This is a genomic window from Candidatus Mycolicibacterium alkanivorans, from assembly GCF_022760805.1.
Classification (GTDB): domain Bacteria; phylum Actinomycetota; class Actinomycetes; order Mycobacteriales; family Mycobacteriaceae; genus Mycobacterium; species Mycobacterium alkanivorans.
This window is the reverse complement of record NZ_JAIVFL010000001.1, coordinates 732,558-747,616: the sequence shown is the minus strand read 5'-3', so window position 1 is coordinate 747,616 and position 15,059 is coordinate 732,558. Positions and strand designations below refer to the sequence as shown.

Below are 15,059 nucleotides of genomic sequence, written 5' to 3'. Positions count from 1 at the left end.
GTCCTGGGCACTGGGGCATCGAGAATTCGGTGCACTGGGTACGTGATGTCAGTTACGACGAGGACCGCTCGACCGTGCGCACCGGCACCGCGCCCCAAACCATGGCCGCTCTACGTAACACCGCCATGAATCTGCACCGCCTCGCCGGAGCCACCAACATTGCCGAAGCCTGCCGCACAACGGCATTCAGCAGCAACAACGCCCTGCAACTCTTCACGAATCCACATATCCCCAGCTCACAGGCATGCTAATCAACAACGCCGGAGCCCTGGAACAGGCCCCACCCAAGCTGATCGCCTCCTGGCTGCGCCGGCACTGGGGCATCGAGAATTCGGTGCACTGGGTACGTGATGTCAGTTACGACGAGGACCGCTCGACCGTGCGCACCGGCACCGCGCCCCAAACCATGGCCGCTCTACGTAACACCGCCATGAATCTGCACCGCCTCGCCGGAGCCACCAACATTGCCGAAGCCTGCCGCACAACGGCATTCAGCAGCAACAACGCCCTGCAACTCTTCACGAATCCACATATCCCCAGCTCACAGGCATGCTAATCAACAACGCCGGAGCCCTGAGCCACGAGTCGATCGATTCACCGGGAGAAACGGCTCGAGAGAAACGCTTAGAACGACTAATCAGAATCTCAAGTTCCTGTCATTTATGCCATCGAGATGACACGACGATGAGATTTATGTCATCAGAAATGAGAACCGACAACAATTGTAGGTTCTCACGTTCGGCTCAGGGTGCCGGAATTGTCGGGTTTCATGAGGTCAGGACCAGTGTGAGGGCGTGGTCTGGGTGTCTGGCGTGGTGGCGTAGGCCGGCGGCGATGTTGTCCCACCCGGCGATGCGCAGCATGCTGATCGCGAGGTTGCGGCAGGTGGCCATCACCCGTGGCGCCTGCCCGGTACGTACCTGTGAGGCGTCCTCGTCGAAGGTTACGTCTCGAACCCAGTGGAGGCGGTTTTCTATGCCCCAGTGGCCTTGCACCCAGGTGGCGAGTCGCTGCGGCGGCGCGGCGGTGTGACGTGCGGAGGTGATCAGGTAGACGACCTCGACGGTTTTGGTTCCTTTGTCGGTGACGGTGCGGCGAAGTTGGGCGACCTGGGCTGCGCCGGGAAAGTCGATCCAGTCGGGAACATCGGCGACCTTGATTGTGCGGGTGACCCGCCGGCCACGGTCGGTGGCCCTGGCCGTGTGGGCGGGGATGTCCTTCCACGGCAGCTTCTTGAGCTTGTGGTGCAGGGTGGGCATGTTCGCCTTCACCGTGAACACGTAGTCGCCGCCGGCTGCGGTGATGGCTGTAGCGGTATCGGTCTGGGTGTGCATCGCATCGAGAGTCACCACCACGCCGTCAAGTTCGAGAGATCCCAATAGTGTTCGGGCGGCGGGGATTTCGTTGCTTTTCACATCGACAGCGACCTGTCCGAGGACGACGCCGGCATCATGGTCGAATGCGGCGAGGAGGTGCGGCGCCTTACCGTCAGGGCGGGTACGCGCGCCTCGGACCGTCTTGCCGTCCAAGGCAATCACCCGGCGCCGATCAACGGTGAAGGTCCGCGTCCACATCCACAGGCCCAGCGCCCGGTCGAGGGCGTCGGCATCGAGGCGGGCGAACAGTTTCCTCAATGTCGACTCGTCGGGAGCGCTACCGCTGGGGAGTCCGAAGGAGGCCAGCTTGTCGGCTGCGGTCTCTGCGGCCCACTGACCGATCGCCGCGAACGAGCGGCACCCGGCCATGGTGGCGGTGACTGCGAGCGCAAGCACCCCGGCCAACGGGTAACGCACCCCACGCCGGTCGCGTGGGTCGGGCACTGTCTGCAGGGCTGCCAACAGTCGTTGGTGGCGCGTCGTGTTCGTATCGGCGGGCAGTGTCGGGGAAGATGGCACGCGGGTGTGACCTCGAGTTCGGATGGATGGCTTCGCAACCTGCATCCAAACCCGTTGGTCACACCCGCCACAGCAGCCACGCCGATCACACGGCGATAAATCCCAAGGTCAAAGAGCCGCGCATCAACCTTTCCGGCACCCTGACGTTCGGCTGCATCTGCCCGCAACGCTGACCTGGAGATTTTCAATTTGTCTCACGACGGAGGCGGCGCGGTTTGTCTCACGAAGCGCTTCATTTCCTAGGAGAGTGCAGCAACTGCGAACTTAGGCCCGGTCAGCGTGCTTCATTGAGGTCGTACCGCCACGCGCGCAGCGACCTGGTCACGGACTTGGCTGTAGACGTCGACGTTGATAGTCGGGGCTACCCACAGTGAGACTGCTACGGCAAAGTCCACAGTGCGTCCACCAAGTCCGCCAGCTTGTTCATAACACTTCACCCGAATGTTCATATCGCTTCCTTGACCTGAAGCGAATGTCTTTTCGAGTTCCCATGTTTGGTGCTGTACGGTTGCTGCGCCGCGAGTGGTCACGGCCGATGGATGGCCAGCTGGCGTACCAAGCGTTGGGATAGCACCACCCGGTGTGACGAAAGATAAACTTGCGCAACGGTACTGGCGGCTGCGCCAGTTGACTGGCGTAAGCCAAGCAAGGGTCGCATCGATCCGTTTAGTCTCGCGAACATTAAGCCCGTCAGGCAACGAAACAACAGCGCTTGCTCTTCTGCTGCCCCAATTGAGCCGAGGTAGAGGATCACTGAGGTTTTCTCACTTGGGGCGCGTAAGGCTGGTGTGACTGGAGTTTCCGGCGTGTCGTGAGAGCAAGACGTGGGGTCCCTGCTCAAGGATCGGTTTCGACCAAGAAAGCCGTTCCGCTGCAAGAGGACCCCACGTGTTCACCTACTCTGCCATCTGCGACGTCCCCGAGGAAACCCTGCTTCATGTGACTACGTTGCTGCACGCGCACCGGCGCGAGATCGGCACCCGCGCCGGGCGACGCGCGGGCACGGTGCGCACGCAGGCCAAGCTGGTGCTGCGCTGGTTCGGCGACGACGCCCCGATCCGACTGCTGGCCTTCGAGGCCGGGCTGCCGATCTCCACCTGCTACCGGTATCTGCACGAGGCGATCGACGTGATTGCCGAGCAGGCACCCGACCTGCACGACGTGCTCGACCGGGCGAAGGGGCAGGGTCGGTCGCGTCTGACGCTGGACGGGACGCTGATCGAGATCGACCGGGTGAACGAGCGCGCCGAGGCCGGTCATCACCTGTGGTACTCGGGTAAGCACAAGACCCAGGGCGGCAACGTGCAGATCCTCGCCGACCCGCGCGGGTTCCCGGTGTGGTCCAGCGAGGTCGAACCGGGCAGCGTGCATGACATCACCGCTGCCCGCGCGCACTGTCTGGGCGCGCTGTACAAGGCCGCCGCCGACGGTCTGCCGACCTTGACCGACAAGGGCTACCAAGGGGCCGGGATCGGGGTGCACAGCCCGATCAAGGGCCGCGACCTCGCCGTTGACAATCGCAGCTACAACACGCTGCTCACCGCGATTCGGGCAATCGGGGAACGCGCCAATGCCGAACTCAAGCAACGCTGGCGGTGTCTTCGGCGAATCAGACTGTGCCCAACCAGAATTGGCCAGATTGTTGCCGCCGCAATCGTCCTATCAACTCTCCAGAGGGGAAACTACTGAGAAAACCTCACTGCCTCGTTACTGGCACATCCGTCGGCGTAGTCCCGTGATACGACGCCATTTCCGATGGCGATCTCCGGGGATAGGGGATCGTAGGCTAGATCGGGCGGCCACGCAGTGCCATGCACCAGCAATGCCTTTATCGCCGCCGCTCGCTGGCGGCGAGTTAGGGAGGTTCCCGCCGCGACTTCCTCGACGACATCGTGAAGGCGTGCAGCCTGTCGCGATACGAATGCTGCAGCGAAACTTGTTCCTGCTACATGAGTTTCATTGAGCCCCGGCGGAGTCGCCACCTTGAGTCCGGGGCCGAGAGGCGAGAGGCCACGTAGCGTGATCACTTCTTGGGCTGTTGCACCGTCAACATAGAACGCTCGACCACCCTGGGCCATTACGTCCGGCTTGATGCTGCGGCGATATCCACTTCCCGTCGCGGTCACGGGGCTGATACTCGGGTATCCGTCCGCCGGGTCGACGAGGTAACCCTGCGCGACTGCGTTCGAACCATCTTCGTGAGTGGCACCCACGGTGATTGCGTTGACAGATTCCGCCGGAGCAAGCAGCCTCCGCTCACTCTGTCGACGATCGATCGCTTCCAGTAGTACCTGGCGCCGGTTAGTTCCCACCGCTCCCGTGAGATCGGTTGACACCATTGGACTTAGTGGTCTCGCTCGTAAGTTCGTCGGGGGTCAGGTTTAGGCGGTCGGGTCGTCGAGGTAGAGGCCGCAGGCTGTGTCGAGTGCGTCTTCGGGGGCGCCGGCGGTGAACCCGGTCGGCAGAATCGAGTCTTCGTAGCCGTCCTTGCTGGCGAGGTAGATCGCGAAGCCCCAGCGGGCGGCTGATCCGCCGTAGCGCAGCCGCATGAGCGGTAGGCGGTCGCCGTCGGGCAGGCGTGCGCTGACGTAGGCGAAGACACCGCGAAAGCGCACGTCGACGCCGTCGAGCTGGGGCCACCGTTCGTGGGCGTGCGCAGTCAGCCGTTGCTGCAGCGACGTTTTCGTTGATGCGGGCGGTGCGGCCATAGTCAGCGATCGTGCCCGATCGCGTGTCGCTGAGCAATGAAACGCACGTGATGAATGAGGCTCAAGTGGCAATTGTGAATCTTCGCCTCGTGGAGCAGACGACATGCCACCCGCCGACCGCATCAACTTGACCGGCTCGCAGCGACGGGAACTCAAACGCCTGATCCGGGCCGGCCGCACCGAGCAGCGCATGGTGATCCGGGCCAAGATCGTGCTCGCCGCCGCCGACGGGCACTCCAACGCGGCGATCGCGCGGTTACTGGCAGTAGGCGAGGACACCGTGCGCAAGTGGCGTGGCCGCTGGCGCGCCGCACCCGGGGTGGCGTCGCTGGGCGACGCGAAACGGTCCGGCCGCCCGCCGAAGTTCACCGCAGTGCAGGTCGCGCGGGTGAAGGCGATCGCCTGCACCCCGCCCCGGGAGGCGGGGCTGCCGCTGGCGCGGTGGTCGTGCCCGGAGTTGGCCCGCCACGCCGTCAGCGACGGGGTGTGCGCGTCGATCTCGCCGACAACGGTGCGCCGGTGGCTGTCCGAGGACGCGATCAAACCCTGGCAGTACCGGTCGTGGATCTTCATCACCGACCCCGACTTCGAGGCCAAGGCATCCCAGGTGCTCGACCTGTACGCCCGAACCTGGGACGGGAAACCGTTGGGGCCCAACGACTACGTGATTTCCGCCGACGAGAAGACCTCCATCCAGGCCCGCTGCCGCTGCCACCCCACCCTGGCCCCCGGCGCGGCGCGGGCGATGCGGGTCAACCACGACTATGACCGCGGCGGCGCGGTCGCCTACCTGGCCGCCTACGACGTGCACCGTGCCCGGGTGTTCGGCCGCTGCGAGGACACCACCGGCATCGAACCGTTCAGCCGCCTCGTCGAGCAGGTCATGACCTGCGAGCCCTACGCCTCCGCCGAGCGGGTGTTCTGGATCGTGGACAACGGCTCCTCCCACCGCGGGCAGAAAGCCGTCGACCGACTCGCCGCCCAACACCCGAACGCCATCATGGCGCACACCCCCGTGCACGCGTCCTGGCTCAACCAGATCGAGATCTACTTCTCCATCGTGCAACGGAAAGTGGTCTCGCCCAACGACTTCACCGAACTCGACGAGGTCATCTACCGCCTCGCCCGATTCGAAGAGCGCTACAACCACACCGCCCGCCCGTTCATATGGAAGTTCACAACCATCGACCTCGACGACCTTCTCAACAGGCTCGACAACCACACACCCAAGCACGACCCCGCCCAGCCCCGCGCAGCCTGACCCCCGAGGAACTTACGGGCGCGACCACTTAGTGTCAGCTTGCCATGATTTCCTGCGGAAATTACGACGAGAACACCATATTCGTAGCTCAACCAGTCGAGCATGCGTGCCCAAGAAGACAGGACGGTCTCGAAGGGCACCGCGGGGTCACCTACTGAGATGTTGACGATAGCAACGGAGGGTGCCGCGGCGGGCCCGCTCGGGCCGTCCTCGAACAATTCGCGGAATATCCGCCACATCAGATCTGGTACCAGCTCGTTGGATGGCAATTCCTCCGTCCGATCGGCTGTCTCGTCCGATGGAACCAGCACGGGGCGAACTAACACAGGCCGAGCCGCTGACGATCGTTCCCATGAACGCCAGATCGGTGCATTCGGCCAATTCGGCGTCCGCAGGCACCGGTTGGGAAGACTTCTCCGAGCCCATCGATTCCCCGGTCAGGATGCTTTCGTTGCATTCCAGGCCGGTGGCCTCGATCAATCGCAGGTCCGCCGGTACGACCTCGCCGAGTGACAGCCGGATCACATCACCGGGGACGAGTTCGGTGACATCGACGGCGACGAAGGCTCCGTCGCGGCGCGCGACCGCGGTGTGGCGCACCCCGGAGTGCAGGGCAGCGGCAGCCCGTTCGGCCCGGTACTCGTTGATGAAACCCAGACCGATGCTTGCCGCCAGGATCACCCCGATGATGATCGCTTGGATGCTGTCGCCCAGGAAGTACGAAACGACGGCCGTTGCCGCCAACAGGATGAGCACGGCGCTGCGCAGCTGACGCCCCAGCACCGCGAACGCGTTGACAGAATGGGTCCGAACGGCATTCGGGCCGTAGCGCCCCCGTCGGGCGGACACTTCCGCACTGGACAATCCCTGCGCGGAAGCGTCGAGCAAGCCCAAGACCTCATCAACCGGGGCCGCCGCGACCCGCACCGCGGTCAGCCGATCGGGCAGCGCCGGAGCCGGCGCCTTCGGCGTCATAGACATAGCAGGGCTCCCGAGGAATCGGTTGACGAAATGCGTGGCGTCGCACAACGAGTTGTCCTCCTCGCCGAGCGAACTGTATCCCCGTCGAACAACTCCCGCCACGAGCACCTGGTGTTCACGCCAGTGACACGTGCGGGCAAACTGATTCTGGGCGAGGAACTCTCGACTATCCATCGACGGGTTCCACGTTCCCGTGGCGTGATCACGCGACAGGGTCTTTTGGCCCTGATGCGCTCCGGGCTCGCGTCGTTAACCTCGGGCTGAGGTTTCGACCGCCCTAGGTCGATTCCCACACCAGGGAGGGCAGACACTATGAGCACTGAGGATAAGGCGAAAAACAAGCTCGACGAGCTTGGCGGCAAGGTCAAGGAAGCGGTCGGCAAGGTCACCGGCGACCAGAGCACTGAAAATGAGGGCAAGCGCGACCAGACGAAGTCCAACCTCAAAGACGCCGGCGAGAAAATTAAGGACGCCTTCAAAAAGAAGTAAATGCCGCGTCGGCAGGTAAGTCGGGTGACGCGGGATCTCACCCGTGGATCGTTTGCAGCACCCCACCGGATGCTAACTAATGACACCATTCAGCGCATTGCAAAGGACCGGAACCCATGATCGTCGTTGGAATCATCTTGCTGCTCGTCGGCTACCTCGCACCCCTACCCGCATCAATCGACCAAATCGCCATCGTCATCGGCTGGATCCTCGTCGTTGTCGGGGCCATCCTGCTGATCCTCGGCGCAACAGGGCGGAATGTCGGCGGCAGACGCTACTGGTACTAGTCCGCTGTGGCGGGCGTTGGTGGGGTCAATGCCGCAGCCGTCGTCGGTGACGTCGATCCGTAGCTCGTCGGCGACGTGGATTTCTACGGTGAGGTGCTGCGCCCCGGAATGGCGCACCGCATTGCTCACGGCCTCGATGATGACGGGGAGCGCCTGTTCGGCGAGGTGCTCGTTGATGGCGCTCAGCGGTCCAGACATGCGCACTGTCGTTTGGATGTCGCGGTCGTCGGTGAGTTCGGTGATGGCGGTGTGCACCTGTTGACGAAGGTCGCTCGTGGTTCCGGTGGCGTGCAGGGCAAAGATCGTGTGGCGAATCTCTTCGATGGTGGTCTGCAGGTCATCGACGTCACGGTTGAGGCGTTTGATGATCTCGGGTGAACGAGCGGGCGATGGTCCCCTGCAGGTTCATGCCCACCGCGAAGAGTCGCTGGATGACGTGGTCGTGCAGGTCGTGGGCGATGCGGTCTCGGTCGGCGATGATCGTCAACTCGCGGGCCTGTTCGCGGGTGGCGGCCAAGGTCAGTGCTACTGCGGCGTGGTCTGCGAAGTCGCTCATCAGCTCGAGATGGCGGGCGTCGAAGGGTGGTTGGCTCTCATTGCGGGCCACGGCCAGGACGCCGAGCACTGTGTTTTGGGCGCGAAGCGGCATGACGATTGCGGGTCGTTGGCCGACGTCGGTGAACGCTTGGATGGGGTGGTGGAACGACTCGGTGGTGATCGGTATGCCGGAGCGGAACACTTCACCGGATGTGGACCCGTGTACCGGTTTCTCCTGGCCCAACAGTTCCTCGGCCCACAATCCGACGGCGGCCGAGACGACCAGGGTCTCGACCTGATCTGCGGGCAGGTCGGCATCCTTGGGGACGAGCACGATGGCCTGCTCGGCCTGGGTCAGCTCGCAGGCGCGTTCGGCGATCAAACGCAGCGGCTGCGCCACCGGATCGGCATCGGTCAGCGCCGAGGTCATCGCGCGACTGGCTTGCACCCATGTCGCCGTGGCGCGGGTCTGCTCGAACAAGCGGGCGTTGTCGATGGCGACCGCCGCCGCCGACGCCAAGGCGCGCGCCACGACTTCGTCGGAGCCAGTGAAGGCTTGCCGCGCTGTCGGTTCGGTCAAGTAGAGGCTGCCGAACATCTTCTGTCTGATGGTGATGGGCACGCCGAGTAGTGCCCGCATCGGCGGGTGATGTTCGGGAAATCCGACCGCAGCCGGGTGTGCGTTCAGGTCGTCGAGCCGCAGGGGTCGGGGTTCGTCGAGCAGCACACCCAGTACGCCTTTGCCGACCGGCAGGTGTCCGATCCGGGCCACGGTCGCGTCATCCATGCCGGAGTGCAGGAACGAGACCAAGGTGCCGTCGGCTCCCAGTACGCCCAGTGCGCCGTATCCGGCCCCGGTCAGTTCGATGGGCGGCGGTCACGATCCGGTGCAGGGTCGCGTCCAGGTTGAGGTCTGATGCGAGACCGACGATGACCCGGAGCAGTTTTTCCATCTGGTCGCGGGCACTGAGTAGCTCGTCGAGCTGGCCTTGGATGCTGCTTGTCAGGGAACGGCGTCCCAAATCGGCAAATGCCGAGTCGTCCTCACTCACGTGCACCGCCACAATCGCGCCTCCAGGGGCTGGGGCGACAATGCAAACGGTAGACCTAATTGACGATTGACGCCTGTGCATAGGCGACGGTGCATCGATCTTCGCTCAGGCCATTGGTGTCAGCCATGGTTGCGGAGTTCATCGTAAGCAGTTCGCCCGCGCGCAAAGGTTGCGGCGTCTCCTCCTTGATCGGGGTGTGAGCCGTCCCGGCATTTCCGGAGACTCTGGACGGCTCATACTGTCTCGTTTGTTTAGTTCTCTCTCTCTCTCACGAAAATTCACGTGACCACAGCTGGTGAGGCGTGCGTGGGTGACTCGCCAGCTGTGGCGGGTGGGGTGATCGAGGTTGGCGCGTTGTTGTTATGCGGTGTTGGTGAGGGGTTGGAGGCTGACTCGGTAGCCGAGGGATTCGAGCTGACTGATCGCGTGTGCCTTGGTTTTGGCTGGGATACGGCGGGTGAAGTAGTCGGCGCCGGGATCACGGTAGAACTCGCCGTTGGTGAGCATGTTCCACACCGCCACGAGGATGGAATGTTCGAGTGCAACAAGTGCTTTCATCGGACCTCGACGGGCGGCGATACGCCGGTATTTGGCTGAGAGGTAGGTTCCCTTCGAGCGGGACGCGGCTAGCGCGGCAGTCCCGAGGGCCCCTTTCAAATACCGGTTTCCGTGCCGGGTTTTGGTCGACTTCACCTTGCCCGCGGACTCGTTGGATCCGGGTGCGGTGCCCGCCCACGACGCCAGATGCCCGGCGGTGGCAAATACGCTCATGTCGGCGCCGGTCTCGGCGAGCAGCACCTCAGCGACGATCCTTGAGACGCCCGGGATGCTCGTCAGCAGTTCCCGGGCCGCCGCTAAAGGTGTCACCGCCACGCCGATCCTGTCATCGAGGTCGGCTAACGCCTGCCCGTACTGGTCGATCAGATTCAGGTGCATCCTGATCAAGTATCCGTGGTGGGGGGTGAACCGGCCGGTCAGCGCCTCGGTGAGGGTCGGGATCTTCGAGCGCATCCGGCGTTGGGCCAGATCTGCCATCGCCGCCGGCCCCGACTGGCCCGCGATGAGGGCCTCCAGCATCGCCCTGCCCGAGACTCCCATGATGTCGGTGGCGACCGAGGACAGTTTGATGCCGGCGTCCTCGAGGACTTTCTCGATGCGCTGCACCTGCCGTGCGCGGTCGCGGGTCAGGGTGGTGCGGGCGCGGGTGAGATCGCGTAGTTCCCGGATTGGTTGGGGCGGCACCAGCGATCCGCGTAGCAACCCGTGCGCACCCAAATCGGCCAGCCAGGCAGCATCGGAGACATCGGTCTTGCGGCCCGGCATGTTGCGGGCGTCGTGGGCGTTGACCAGCATCACCGTCAGGGTGTCTTCGAGGAGGTAGAAGTACGGCTTCCAATAATCGCCCGTCGCTTCCATCACCACACAGTTGACCCTTTGGTCGAGCAGGTGCTCACGCAACGCCAGGATCTGACCCGACATCGCACCCCACGTCGTCACCGTGGCCGATGTCGGTGTGCTCCCAGAGCCTTGGACCCGGACGCAGACTTTGGCGTCCCTCTTTGAGATATCTATTCCCGCGCACCGCGGATGTATCACTTCCATCGCCGATCACCTCAGCATTCCCATTGCAGTTTCATTGCAGGCGTGTGGGTTACGGGGAGGGCGGGGGTAAAACAGAAATCTCTCACTCGTGCTCGAAGGCAACACTCCACGGTCCCCGCGGATGACGATCATGCCCTCCACCACCATGCTGACACGCAGGCTCACCGGCACCACAGGCTGATCGGGGTTGGCCGCAACACACACCTGGAAAGCCTGCACCCTTCACGCGGTATCACGCCAGAGTCGGCGTCGACCATCGGCACAGGTGAGGTCGCCACCATTTTCCGTCCCCACGGAGGGGCCAGCGCAGCGCCCCTGAATTGCTGATACGTGATAGGCCCACAACCGCGCACATCACGTCGTCTCGCCGCAGCAGGCCGAAATGGATGTCGATTACCCGATGCCCGTGCGGCGCGCGAATGTACTGGTCCAAGCAGTTGCTGTCCGCGGTCACGCTCCCGCCGCCGCCCAAGACGGCCATCGGGTTTGAATATGCGACCTCAGGTATTGGCAATGTCGGCAAGGTGTGAATGAAACCAGTGCCTCACCCGCAGGGAGGGGGGCTCAATAGCCGTAATCCAGAGGGATATCCAACACACATGCGCCGTGAACCCGGGTGGATTGTCGGGATCGCTGCGTGCGGGCCGGTAGCGTCTGGGTAATGTCTGGCACTTCCGGTGAGGCGATCGTTGCTGCTGTGCGGCAGGTTCTTTCGGTGCGCGGCCCGATGGCCGAGGACGACTTGCTGGGGGTGCTCGACGCGGAGGGTATCGATCTGGGGCCCGATCCTGACGGCCTGCTCGCCGACGTTCTTGACCAGGACGCCGAGCTGGTCATGCCGCTGGCCGACGACCGGTGGGCCTGGATTCCCGCTCTGCTGGGCGGGAGGATCTTCACCCACCGCCTCAGCGCGGTGGAGGCCGAGCACGACCTCATCGCGTTCGGTCCCGATCTGGCACCGCTGTCGATGCTGACCGAGTGCGAGACCTATCAGCGGCTCACCGACGGCTCGCCGATCGCGGACGTGTCCCCGTTCCTCGACGGCGACCTCCTCGCCGCACGCGGCGTGCCCGAGACTGCTGTCGACGGCGAGGGAGCGTTGTTGTTGTCGCCCGGGCGGTTTGCCGCGCTGGGCGTGGCGGCCGGTGATCTCGTCGGGCTGCGCGTCACCGCGCACGGGTTCGAGCTCGCCGCGGTCGCGGAGCTGACGCCGTGCGACATCGGCGCGGCGCTGGCTGCCCTGCTCGAGGAGCGTCCCGATCGGCCCGAGATGCTCGACGTTGCCGTCTGGACGGTGTGCGCCGGGGACGACGGCGTGTTCCGCGAGCCGGCGGCACCGCTGGGCGATGTGCTTTCGGTGGCCGGGCTGGCCTGTGAGGGCGACTGGGTTGCGTGCGGCGGCTTCGATTTCGGCGCGTGGCGCGTGGTGGGCCGGATCGAGACGATCAAGGCGCGCTACCAGCTCCACGATGACGAGGCGCTGGCTGTGCTGGCAACGGTGCGGCTCTACGAGCAGACACTCGACCTGGTTGACGCCGTGACGACTGCTCAGGACAGCGGCGACGACCAAGAACTCGCCGGCATCGTCTCCCAACTTGCACCGCGGTTGGACCCGACGCCGTCCAACGGCGAGCAGGAGCACAACCCCGACCGCACGACGGTGCGCGCGACCCTGGAGTTCCTGGCTGAGCCAGTCGTCGCGGCCGCCGTGCTGGCCGAGACGAACACTGGGCAGGATCGTGGCGACGTCGCGTTGGGGTTGTTTGCTGAGTCGCTGGAGCCGCTGGCACCGCGGGTAGCGCGCCCGGCACTGCGCTGGCTGCGGGCCAAGGCCTACGAGCGCCTCGGTGACCTCGAGCAGGCCGAGGCGACTTACTCCGCCGCAGAATCGCTGGATCCGTCGTGGCCGGTGACGCTGATGTCGTTGGCCCGCTACGCCAGCGACCGCGGCGATGCCGAGCGCGGCCTGAGTCTGCTGCGCCGGGCCGGGGCGACGGCCGAGCACGAACTGGTGGCGCTGCTCGAGCATTTCGCACCGGCGCCGCGTCCGGGTCTGGGCCGCAACCACCCGTGCTGGTGCGGCTCGGGCCGCAAGTACAAGGTGTGCCACCTGCACCGCGAGCAGCTGCCGCTCGCGGAGCAGGCCGCGTGGCTTTACCAGAAAGCAGGGGCGGACCTGCTCGAGGGCCCGTTCGGTCCACTGCTCCTCGAGACCGCGCAGGCGCGGGCGCGACTGGGATTCCCCCGGCGCGCTCGAGCGGGCGGTCCAGGACCCTCTTTCCTGCGACGCGGTGCTGTTCGAGGGCGGCGCGTTCGCCGACTTCCTTGCCGTGCGCGGCTCGTTGCTGCCTGCCGACGAGCGGTTGCTGGCCGGGCAGTGGCTGCTCGTGGAGCGTTCGGTGCACGAGGTGGTGTCCGTTCGGCGCGGCGAGGGCATGACGGTGCGCGATGTGCGTACCGGCGACGTTCACGAGGTGCGCGAGCGGGCCGGCAGCCGGCAGGTGAAGGTGGGCGAGCTGTACTTCGCCCGGGTCGTCCCGGCCGGTGAGACGATGCAGATCTTCGGCGGGATCGAGCCGGTGGCGGTCGGCGAGCGCGACGACCTGATTGCGCTGCTCGATGACGACCCGGACCCTGTTGAACTCGTTGCGTTGCTGTCCCGCCGATTCGCCCCGCCGGTGCTGCAGAACACCGAGGGTGAGTCGTTGGTGATGTGCAATGCGACGCTGCGGGTCGGTGACCCGGCCGGGCTGGCCGAGGTGCTCGACGACGCCTACGACCGCGGCGACGGCGAGCCGGACGGCACGCGGGTGCGGTTCGAACACGTCGTCACCCACGGCATGCAGCGGATCCGGGCACACCTCGAGCTCAGCGGTGACCAACTGCACGTCCACGCCAACAGCGAGGCCCGCTTCGAGCGTGTCCTGGCCACGATTCGCGCGCTGGACCTGTCGGTGAGCGTGCTGAGCCAGACCCGCGAACCCGCCGGCGACGTCCGGGCCGTCGGGCGGCTCGCCACGCGCAACTCGGCGACGCCGGCCACGTTCCTCGATCCGGCCTCCGACCCGGCGATCGCTGCGGCCCTCGACGAGATGGCCCGCAACTACGAGGCGGCCTGGCTCGACGAGCCGATTCTCGCGCTAGCGGGTCACACGCCGCGCGAATGCGCCGACGACCCCACCCGGCGCCCCGACCTGATCCGGCTGCTCGACTCATTCCCGCAGGACACCGGTGCACCCGGCACAGGCTCGCCTACGGGCCTCCCTGGGCCTGAGCTGACGCTCCTGCCCTCGCTCGCCCGGGCATCAAACCACGGTCAGAACAGCTGGGCTCGATGGTTACAACACCTATCGCCGCATTGCCGAAAACAGCGGATTCGAATACGGCAGATTACCGGTAATAATCGTTATCACACTGTGGCACAATGTGATTCATCTGCTCCGGAAGTACCGATGAGTTTCAAAGGGAGGGCAGGAAGTCGGAGAGCAGGTAAACGGGGCTACCCTCGTCGGCCCACCCGACAACCCCGGCGTCGCGGTTCTTCGCACACTTTAGTGTATACAATGTGTATGATGGGTGTATGTCGCGGACCAATATTGATATCGATGACGAGCTCGTCGCCCAGGTGATGCGAAGATACGGGGTTGCCACCAAAAAGCAGGCCGTTGACCTGGCCCTACGGCGTCTGGTTGGAGTCCCGTTGAGTCGCGAGTTTCTTCTGAGTCTGGAAGGCATCGGTTGGGACGCTGACCTTGACGACATCCGGCGAGGGCGGCCCAGCGAATTCTGATGATCCTGATCGATACGTCGGCCTGGATCGAATACCTTCGCGCGACCGGGTCGGCCGCCGCGATCGAGGTGCGCCGGCTGCTGTCAACCGAAGCGGATCGGGTCGTCATGTGCGAGCCCGTCGCGATGGAGATCTTGTCGGGCGCAGTCGACGACGACAAGCACGCGAAGCTCGAGCGGCTGGTGAACGGGCTACCCTCGCTGAAAATCGATGATGCAGTCGACTTCCGCAGTGCTGCGGCGATCTACCGGGCGGCCCGGCACGCCGGTCAGACGATTCGAAGTATCAATGACTGTCTGATTGCCGCTTTGTCGATTCGCCACGGCGCCAGCATCATTCACCGCGATGCAGACTTTGAGGTCGTCGCGGCGATCACAGGTCTTGAGGCGAAATCATTCCGGTGAAGCAGGAGCATCAGCCGACCGCGTCAGCGCTGCCAGGCACCCCGGCCTGGGCG

Annotated in this window: 14 protein-coding genes and 4 pseudogenes; 11 read left to right on the top strand and 7 right to left on the bottom strand. The window is 64.7% G+C overall.

What is annotated here, in order from left to right:
* Positions 1-8: 8 nt before the first annotated feature.
* A pseudogene (locus K9U37_RS03745) lies at positions 9-251 on the top strand (transposase); the annotation flags it as partial.
* A gap of 20 nt (positions 252-271) precedes the next feature.
* Positions 272-556 (top strand): annotated as a pseudogene (locus K9U37_RS03740) (transposase); the annotation flags it as partial.
* Between the two features lie 211 nt (positions 557-767).
* Here K9U37_RS03740 and K9U37_RS03735 read toward each other — a convergent pair.
* Positions 768-1,838, bottom strand: coding sequence for an ISAs1 family transposase (locus K9U37_RS03735; RefSeq protein WP_243070578.1), 1,071 nt, complete (start codon positions 1,836-1,838; stop codon positions 768-770).
* A 945-nt stretch (positions 1,839-2,783) separates the two neighbouring features.
* Between K9U37_RS03735 and K9U37_RS03730 the strand changes: the two genes are divergently transcribed.
* Complete coding sequence (locus K9U37_RS03730) at positions 2,784-3,584, top strand: transposase family protein (RefSeq protein WP_243070577.1); 801 nt, start codon at positions 2,784-2,786, stop codon at positions 3,582-3,584.
* On the opposite strand, the gene K9U37_RS03725 is transcribed toward K9U37_RS03730, so the two are convergent.
* Together K9U37_RS03725 and K9U37_RS03720 are read right to left on the bottom strand one after the other, a co-directional pair.
* Positions 3,578-4,234, bottom strand: a complete 657-nt coding sequence (locus K9U37_RS03725) for a S8 family serine peptidase (protein ID WP_243070576.1) — start codon at positions 4,232-4,234, stop codon at positions 3,578-3,580. The two genes, K9U37_RS03730 and K9U37_RS03725, sit on opposite strands and share 7 nt — an antisense overlap.
* Positions 4,235-4,276: 42 nt before the next feature.
* Positions 4,277-4,603, bottom strand: coding sequence for a hypothetical protein (locus K9U37_RS03720; RefSeq protein WP_243070575.1), 327 nt, complete (start codon positions 4,601-4,603; stop codon positions 4,277-4,279).
* Positions 4,604-4,706: 103 nt separating this feature from the next.
* Here K9U37_RS03720 and K9U37_RS03715 point away from each other — a divergent pair, with 103 nt between their 5' ends.
* Entirely contained in the window at positions 4,707-5,864 is a 1,158-nt protein-coding gene (locus K9U37_RS03715) for an IS630 family transposase (protein WP_243070574.1), read from the top strand.
* Positions 5,865-6,200: 336 nt separating this feature from the next.
* Here K9U37_RS03715 and K9U37_RS03710 read toward each other — a convergent pair.
* Positions 6,201-6,839: pseudogene (locus tag K9U37_RS03710) on the bottom strand (P-type ATPase actuator domain-containing protein); the annotation flags it as partial.
* Between the two features lie 318 nt (positions 6,840-7,157).
* Here K9U37_RS03710 and K9U37_RS03705 point away from each other — a divergent pair.
* A complete protein-coding gene (locus K9U37_RS03705; RefSeq protein ID WP_243070573.1) occupies positions 7,158-7,334 on the top strand; it encodes a CsbD family protein in 177 nt (58 codons plus the stop codon).
* A gap of 116 nt (positions 7,335-7,450) precedes the next feature.
* Positions 7,451-7,621 carry a DUF6131 family protein gene (locus K9U37_RS03700; protein ID WP_243070572.1) on the top strand — a complete coding sequence of 57 codons (171 nt, stop codon included), beginning with the start codon at positions 7,451-7,453 and terminating at the stop codon, positions 7,619-7,621.
* A gap of 69 nt (positions 7,622-7,690) precedes the next feature.
* On the opposite strand, the pseudogene K9U37_RS03695 reads toward K9U37_RS03700, so the two are convergent.
* Positions 7,691-7,819, bottom strand: a pseudogene (locus K9U37_RS03695) (hypothetical protein); the annotation flags it as partial.
* Positions 7,820-7,831: 12 nt separating this feature from the next.
* On the opposite strand from K9U37_RS03695, the gene K9U37_RS03690 reads away from it, so the two are divergent.
* A complete protein-coding gene (locus K9U37_RS03690; RefSeq protein WP_243070571.1) occupies positions 7,832-7,999 on the top strand; it encodes a hypothetical protein in 168 nt (55 codons plus the stop codon).
* Here the strand turns inward: K9U37_RS03690 and K9U37_RS03685 are convergent.
* Together K9U37_RS03685 and K9U37_RS03680 are read right to left on the bottom strand one after the other, a co-directional pair.
* Positions 7,968-8,969, bottom strand: coding sequence for a GAF domain-containing protein (locus tag K9U37_RS03685; protein ID WP_243070570.1), 1,002 nt, complete (start codon positions 8,967-8,969; stop codon positions 7,968-7,970). The genes K9U37_RS03690 and K9U37_RS03685 overlap by 32 nt on opposite strands.
* 601 nt (positions 8,970-9,570) lie before the next feature.
* Positions 9,571-10,812 carry an IS110 family RNA-guided transposase gene (locus tag K9U37_RS03680; protein ID WP_243070569.1) on the bottom strand — a complete coding sequence of 414 codons (1,242 nt, stop codon included), beginning with the start codon at positions 10,810-10,812 and terminating at the stop codon, positions 9,571-9,573.
* A 661-nt stretch (positions 10,813-11,473) separates the two neighbouring features.
* Here K9U37_RS03680 and K9U37_RS03675 point away from each other — a divergent pair.
* The 4 genes from K9U37_RS03675 to vapC are packed head-to-tail and all read left to right on the top strand — an operon-like array spanning position 11,474 to position 15,006.
* The gene (locus K9U37_RS03675) at positions 11,474-13,360 is read left to right on the top strand and encodes an SEC-C metal-binding domain-containing protein (protein ID WP_243070568.1); all 1,887 of its coding nucleotides are present in this window, start codon (positions 11,474-11,476) and stop codon (positions 13,358-13,360) included.
* Positions 13,263-14,441 (top strand): hypothetical protein, encoded by a 1,179-nt coding sequence (locus tag K9U37_RS03670; RefSeq protein ID WP_243070567.1) that lies wholly within the window; start codon positions 13,263-13,265, stop codon positions 14,439-14,441. Before K9U37_RS03675 ends, K9U37_RS03670 begins: the two co-directional genes overlap by 98 nt.
* The gene (locus K9U37_RS03665; RefSeq protein ID WP_243070566.1) at positions 14,393-14,602 is read left to right on the top strand and encodes a type II toxin-antitoxin system VapB family antitoxin; all 210 of its coding nucleotides are present in this window, start codon (positions 14,393-14,395) and stop codon (positions 14,600-14,602) included. The genes K9U37_RS03670 and K9U37_RS03665 overlap by 49 nt, the downstream gene beginning before the upstream one ends.
* The gene (gene vapC / locus K9U37_RS03660; protein WP_243070565.1) at positions 14,602-15,006 is read left to right on the top strand and encodes a type II toxin-antitoxin system VapC family toxin; all 405 of its coding nucleotides are present in this window, start codon (positions 14,602-14,604) and stop codon (positions 15,004-15,006) included. Before K9U37_RS03665 ends, vapC begins: the two co-directional genes overlap by 1 nt.
* Positions 15,007-15,059 lie beyond the last annotated feature (53 nt).

Excerpts from the sequence above, each read along its gene's own strand:
- K9U37_RS03725 (WP_243070576.1), bottom strand. The coding sequence starts at position 4,234 with ATGGTGTCAACCGATCTCACGGGAGCGGTGGGAACTAACCGGCGCCAG.
- K9U37_RS03720 (WP_243070575.1), bottom strand. The coding sequence starts at position 4,603 with ATGGCCGCACCGCCCGCATCAACGAAAACGTCGCTGCAGCAACGGCTG.
- K9U37_RS03715 (WP_243070574.1), top strand. The coding sequence starts at position 4,707 with ATGCCACCCGCCGACCGCATCAACTTGACCGGCTCGCAGCGACGGGAA.
- K9U37_RS03705 (WP_243070573.1), top strand. The coding sequence starts at position 7,158 with ATGAGCACTGAGGATAAGGCGAAAAACAAGCTCGACGAGCTTGGCGGC.
- K9U37_RS03700 (WP_243070572.1), top strand. The coding sequence starts at position 7,451 with ATGATCGTCGTTGGAATCATCTTGCTGCTCGTCGGCTACCTCGCACCC.
- K9U37_RS03680 (WP_243070569.1), bottom strand. The coding sequence starts at position 10,812 with ATGGAAGTGATACATCCGCGGTGCGCGGGAATAGATATCTCAAAGAGG.
- K9U37_RS03675 (WP_243070568.1), top strand. The coding sequence starts at position 11,474 with ATGTCTGGCACTTCCGGTGAGGCGATCGTTGCTGCTGTGCGGCAGGTT.
- K9U37_RS03665 (WP_243070566.1), top strand. The coding sequence starts at position 14,393 with ATGTCGCGGACCAATATTGATATCGATGACGAGCTCGTCGCCCAGGTG.
- vapC (WP_243070565.1), top strand. The coding sequence starts at position 14,602 with ATGATCCTGATCGATACGTCGGCCTGGATCGAATACCTTCGCGCGACC.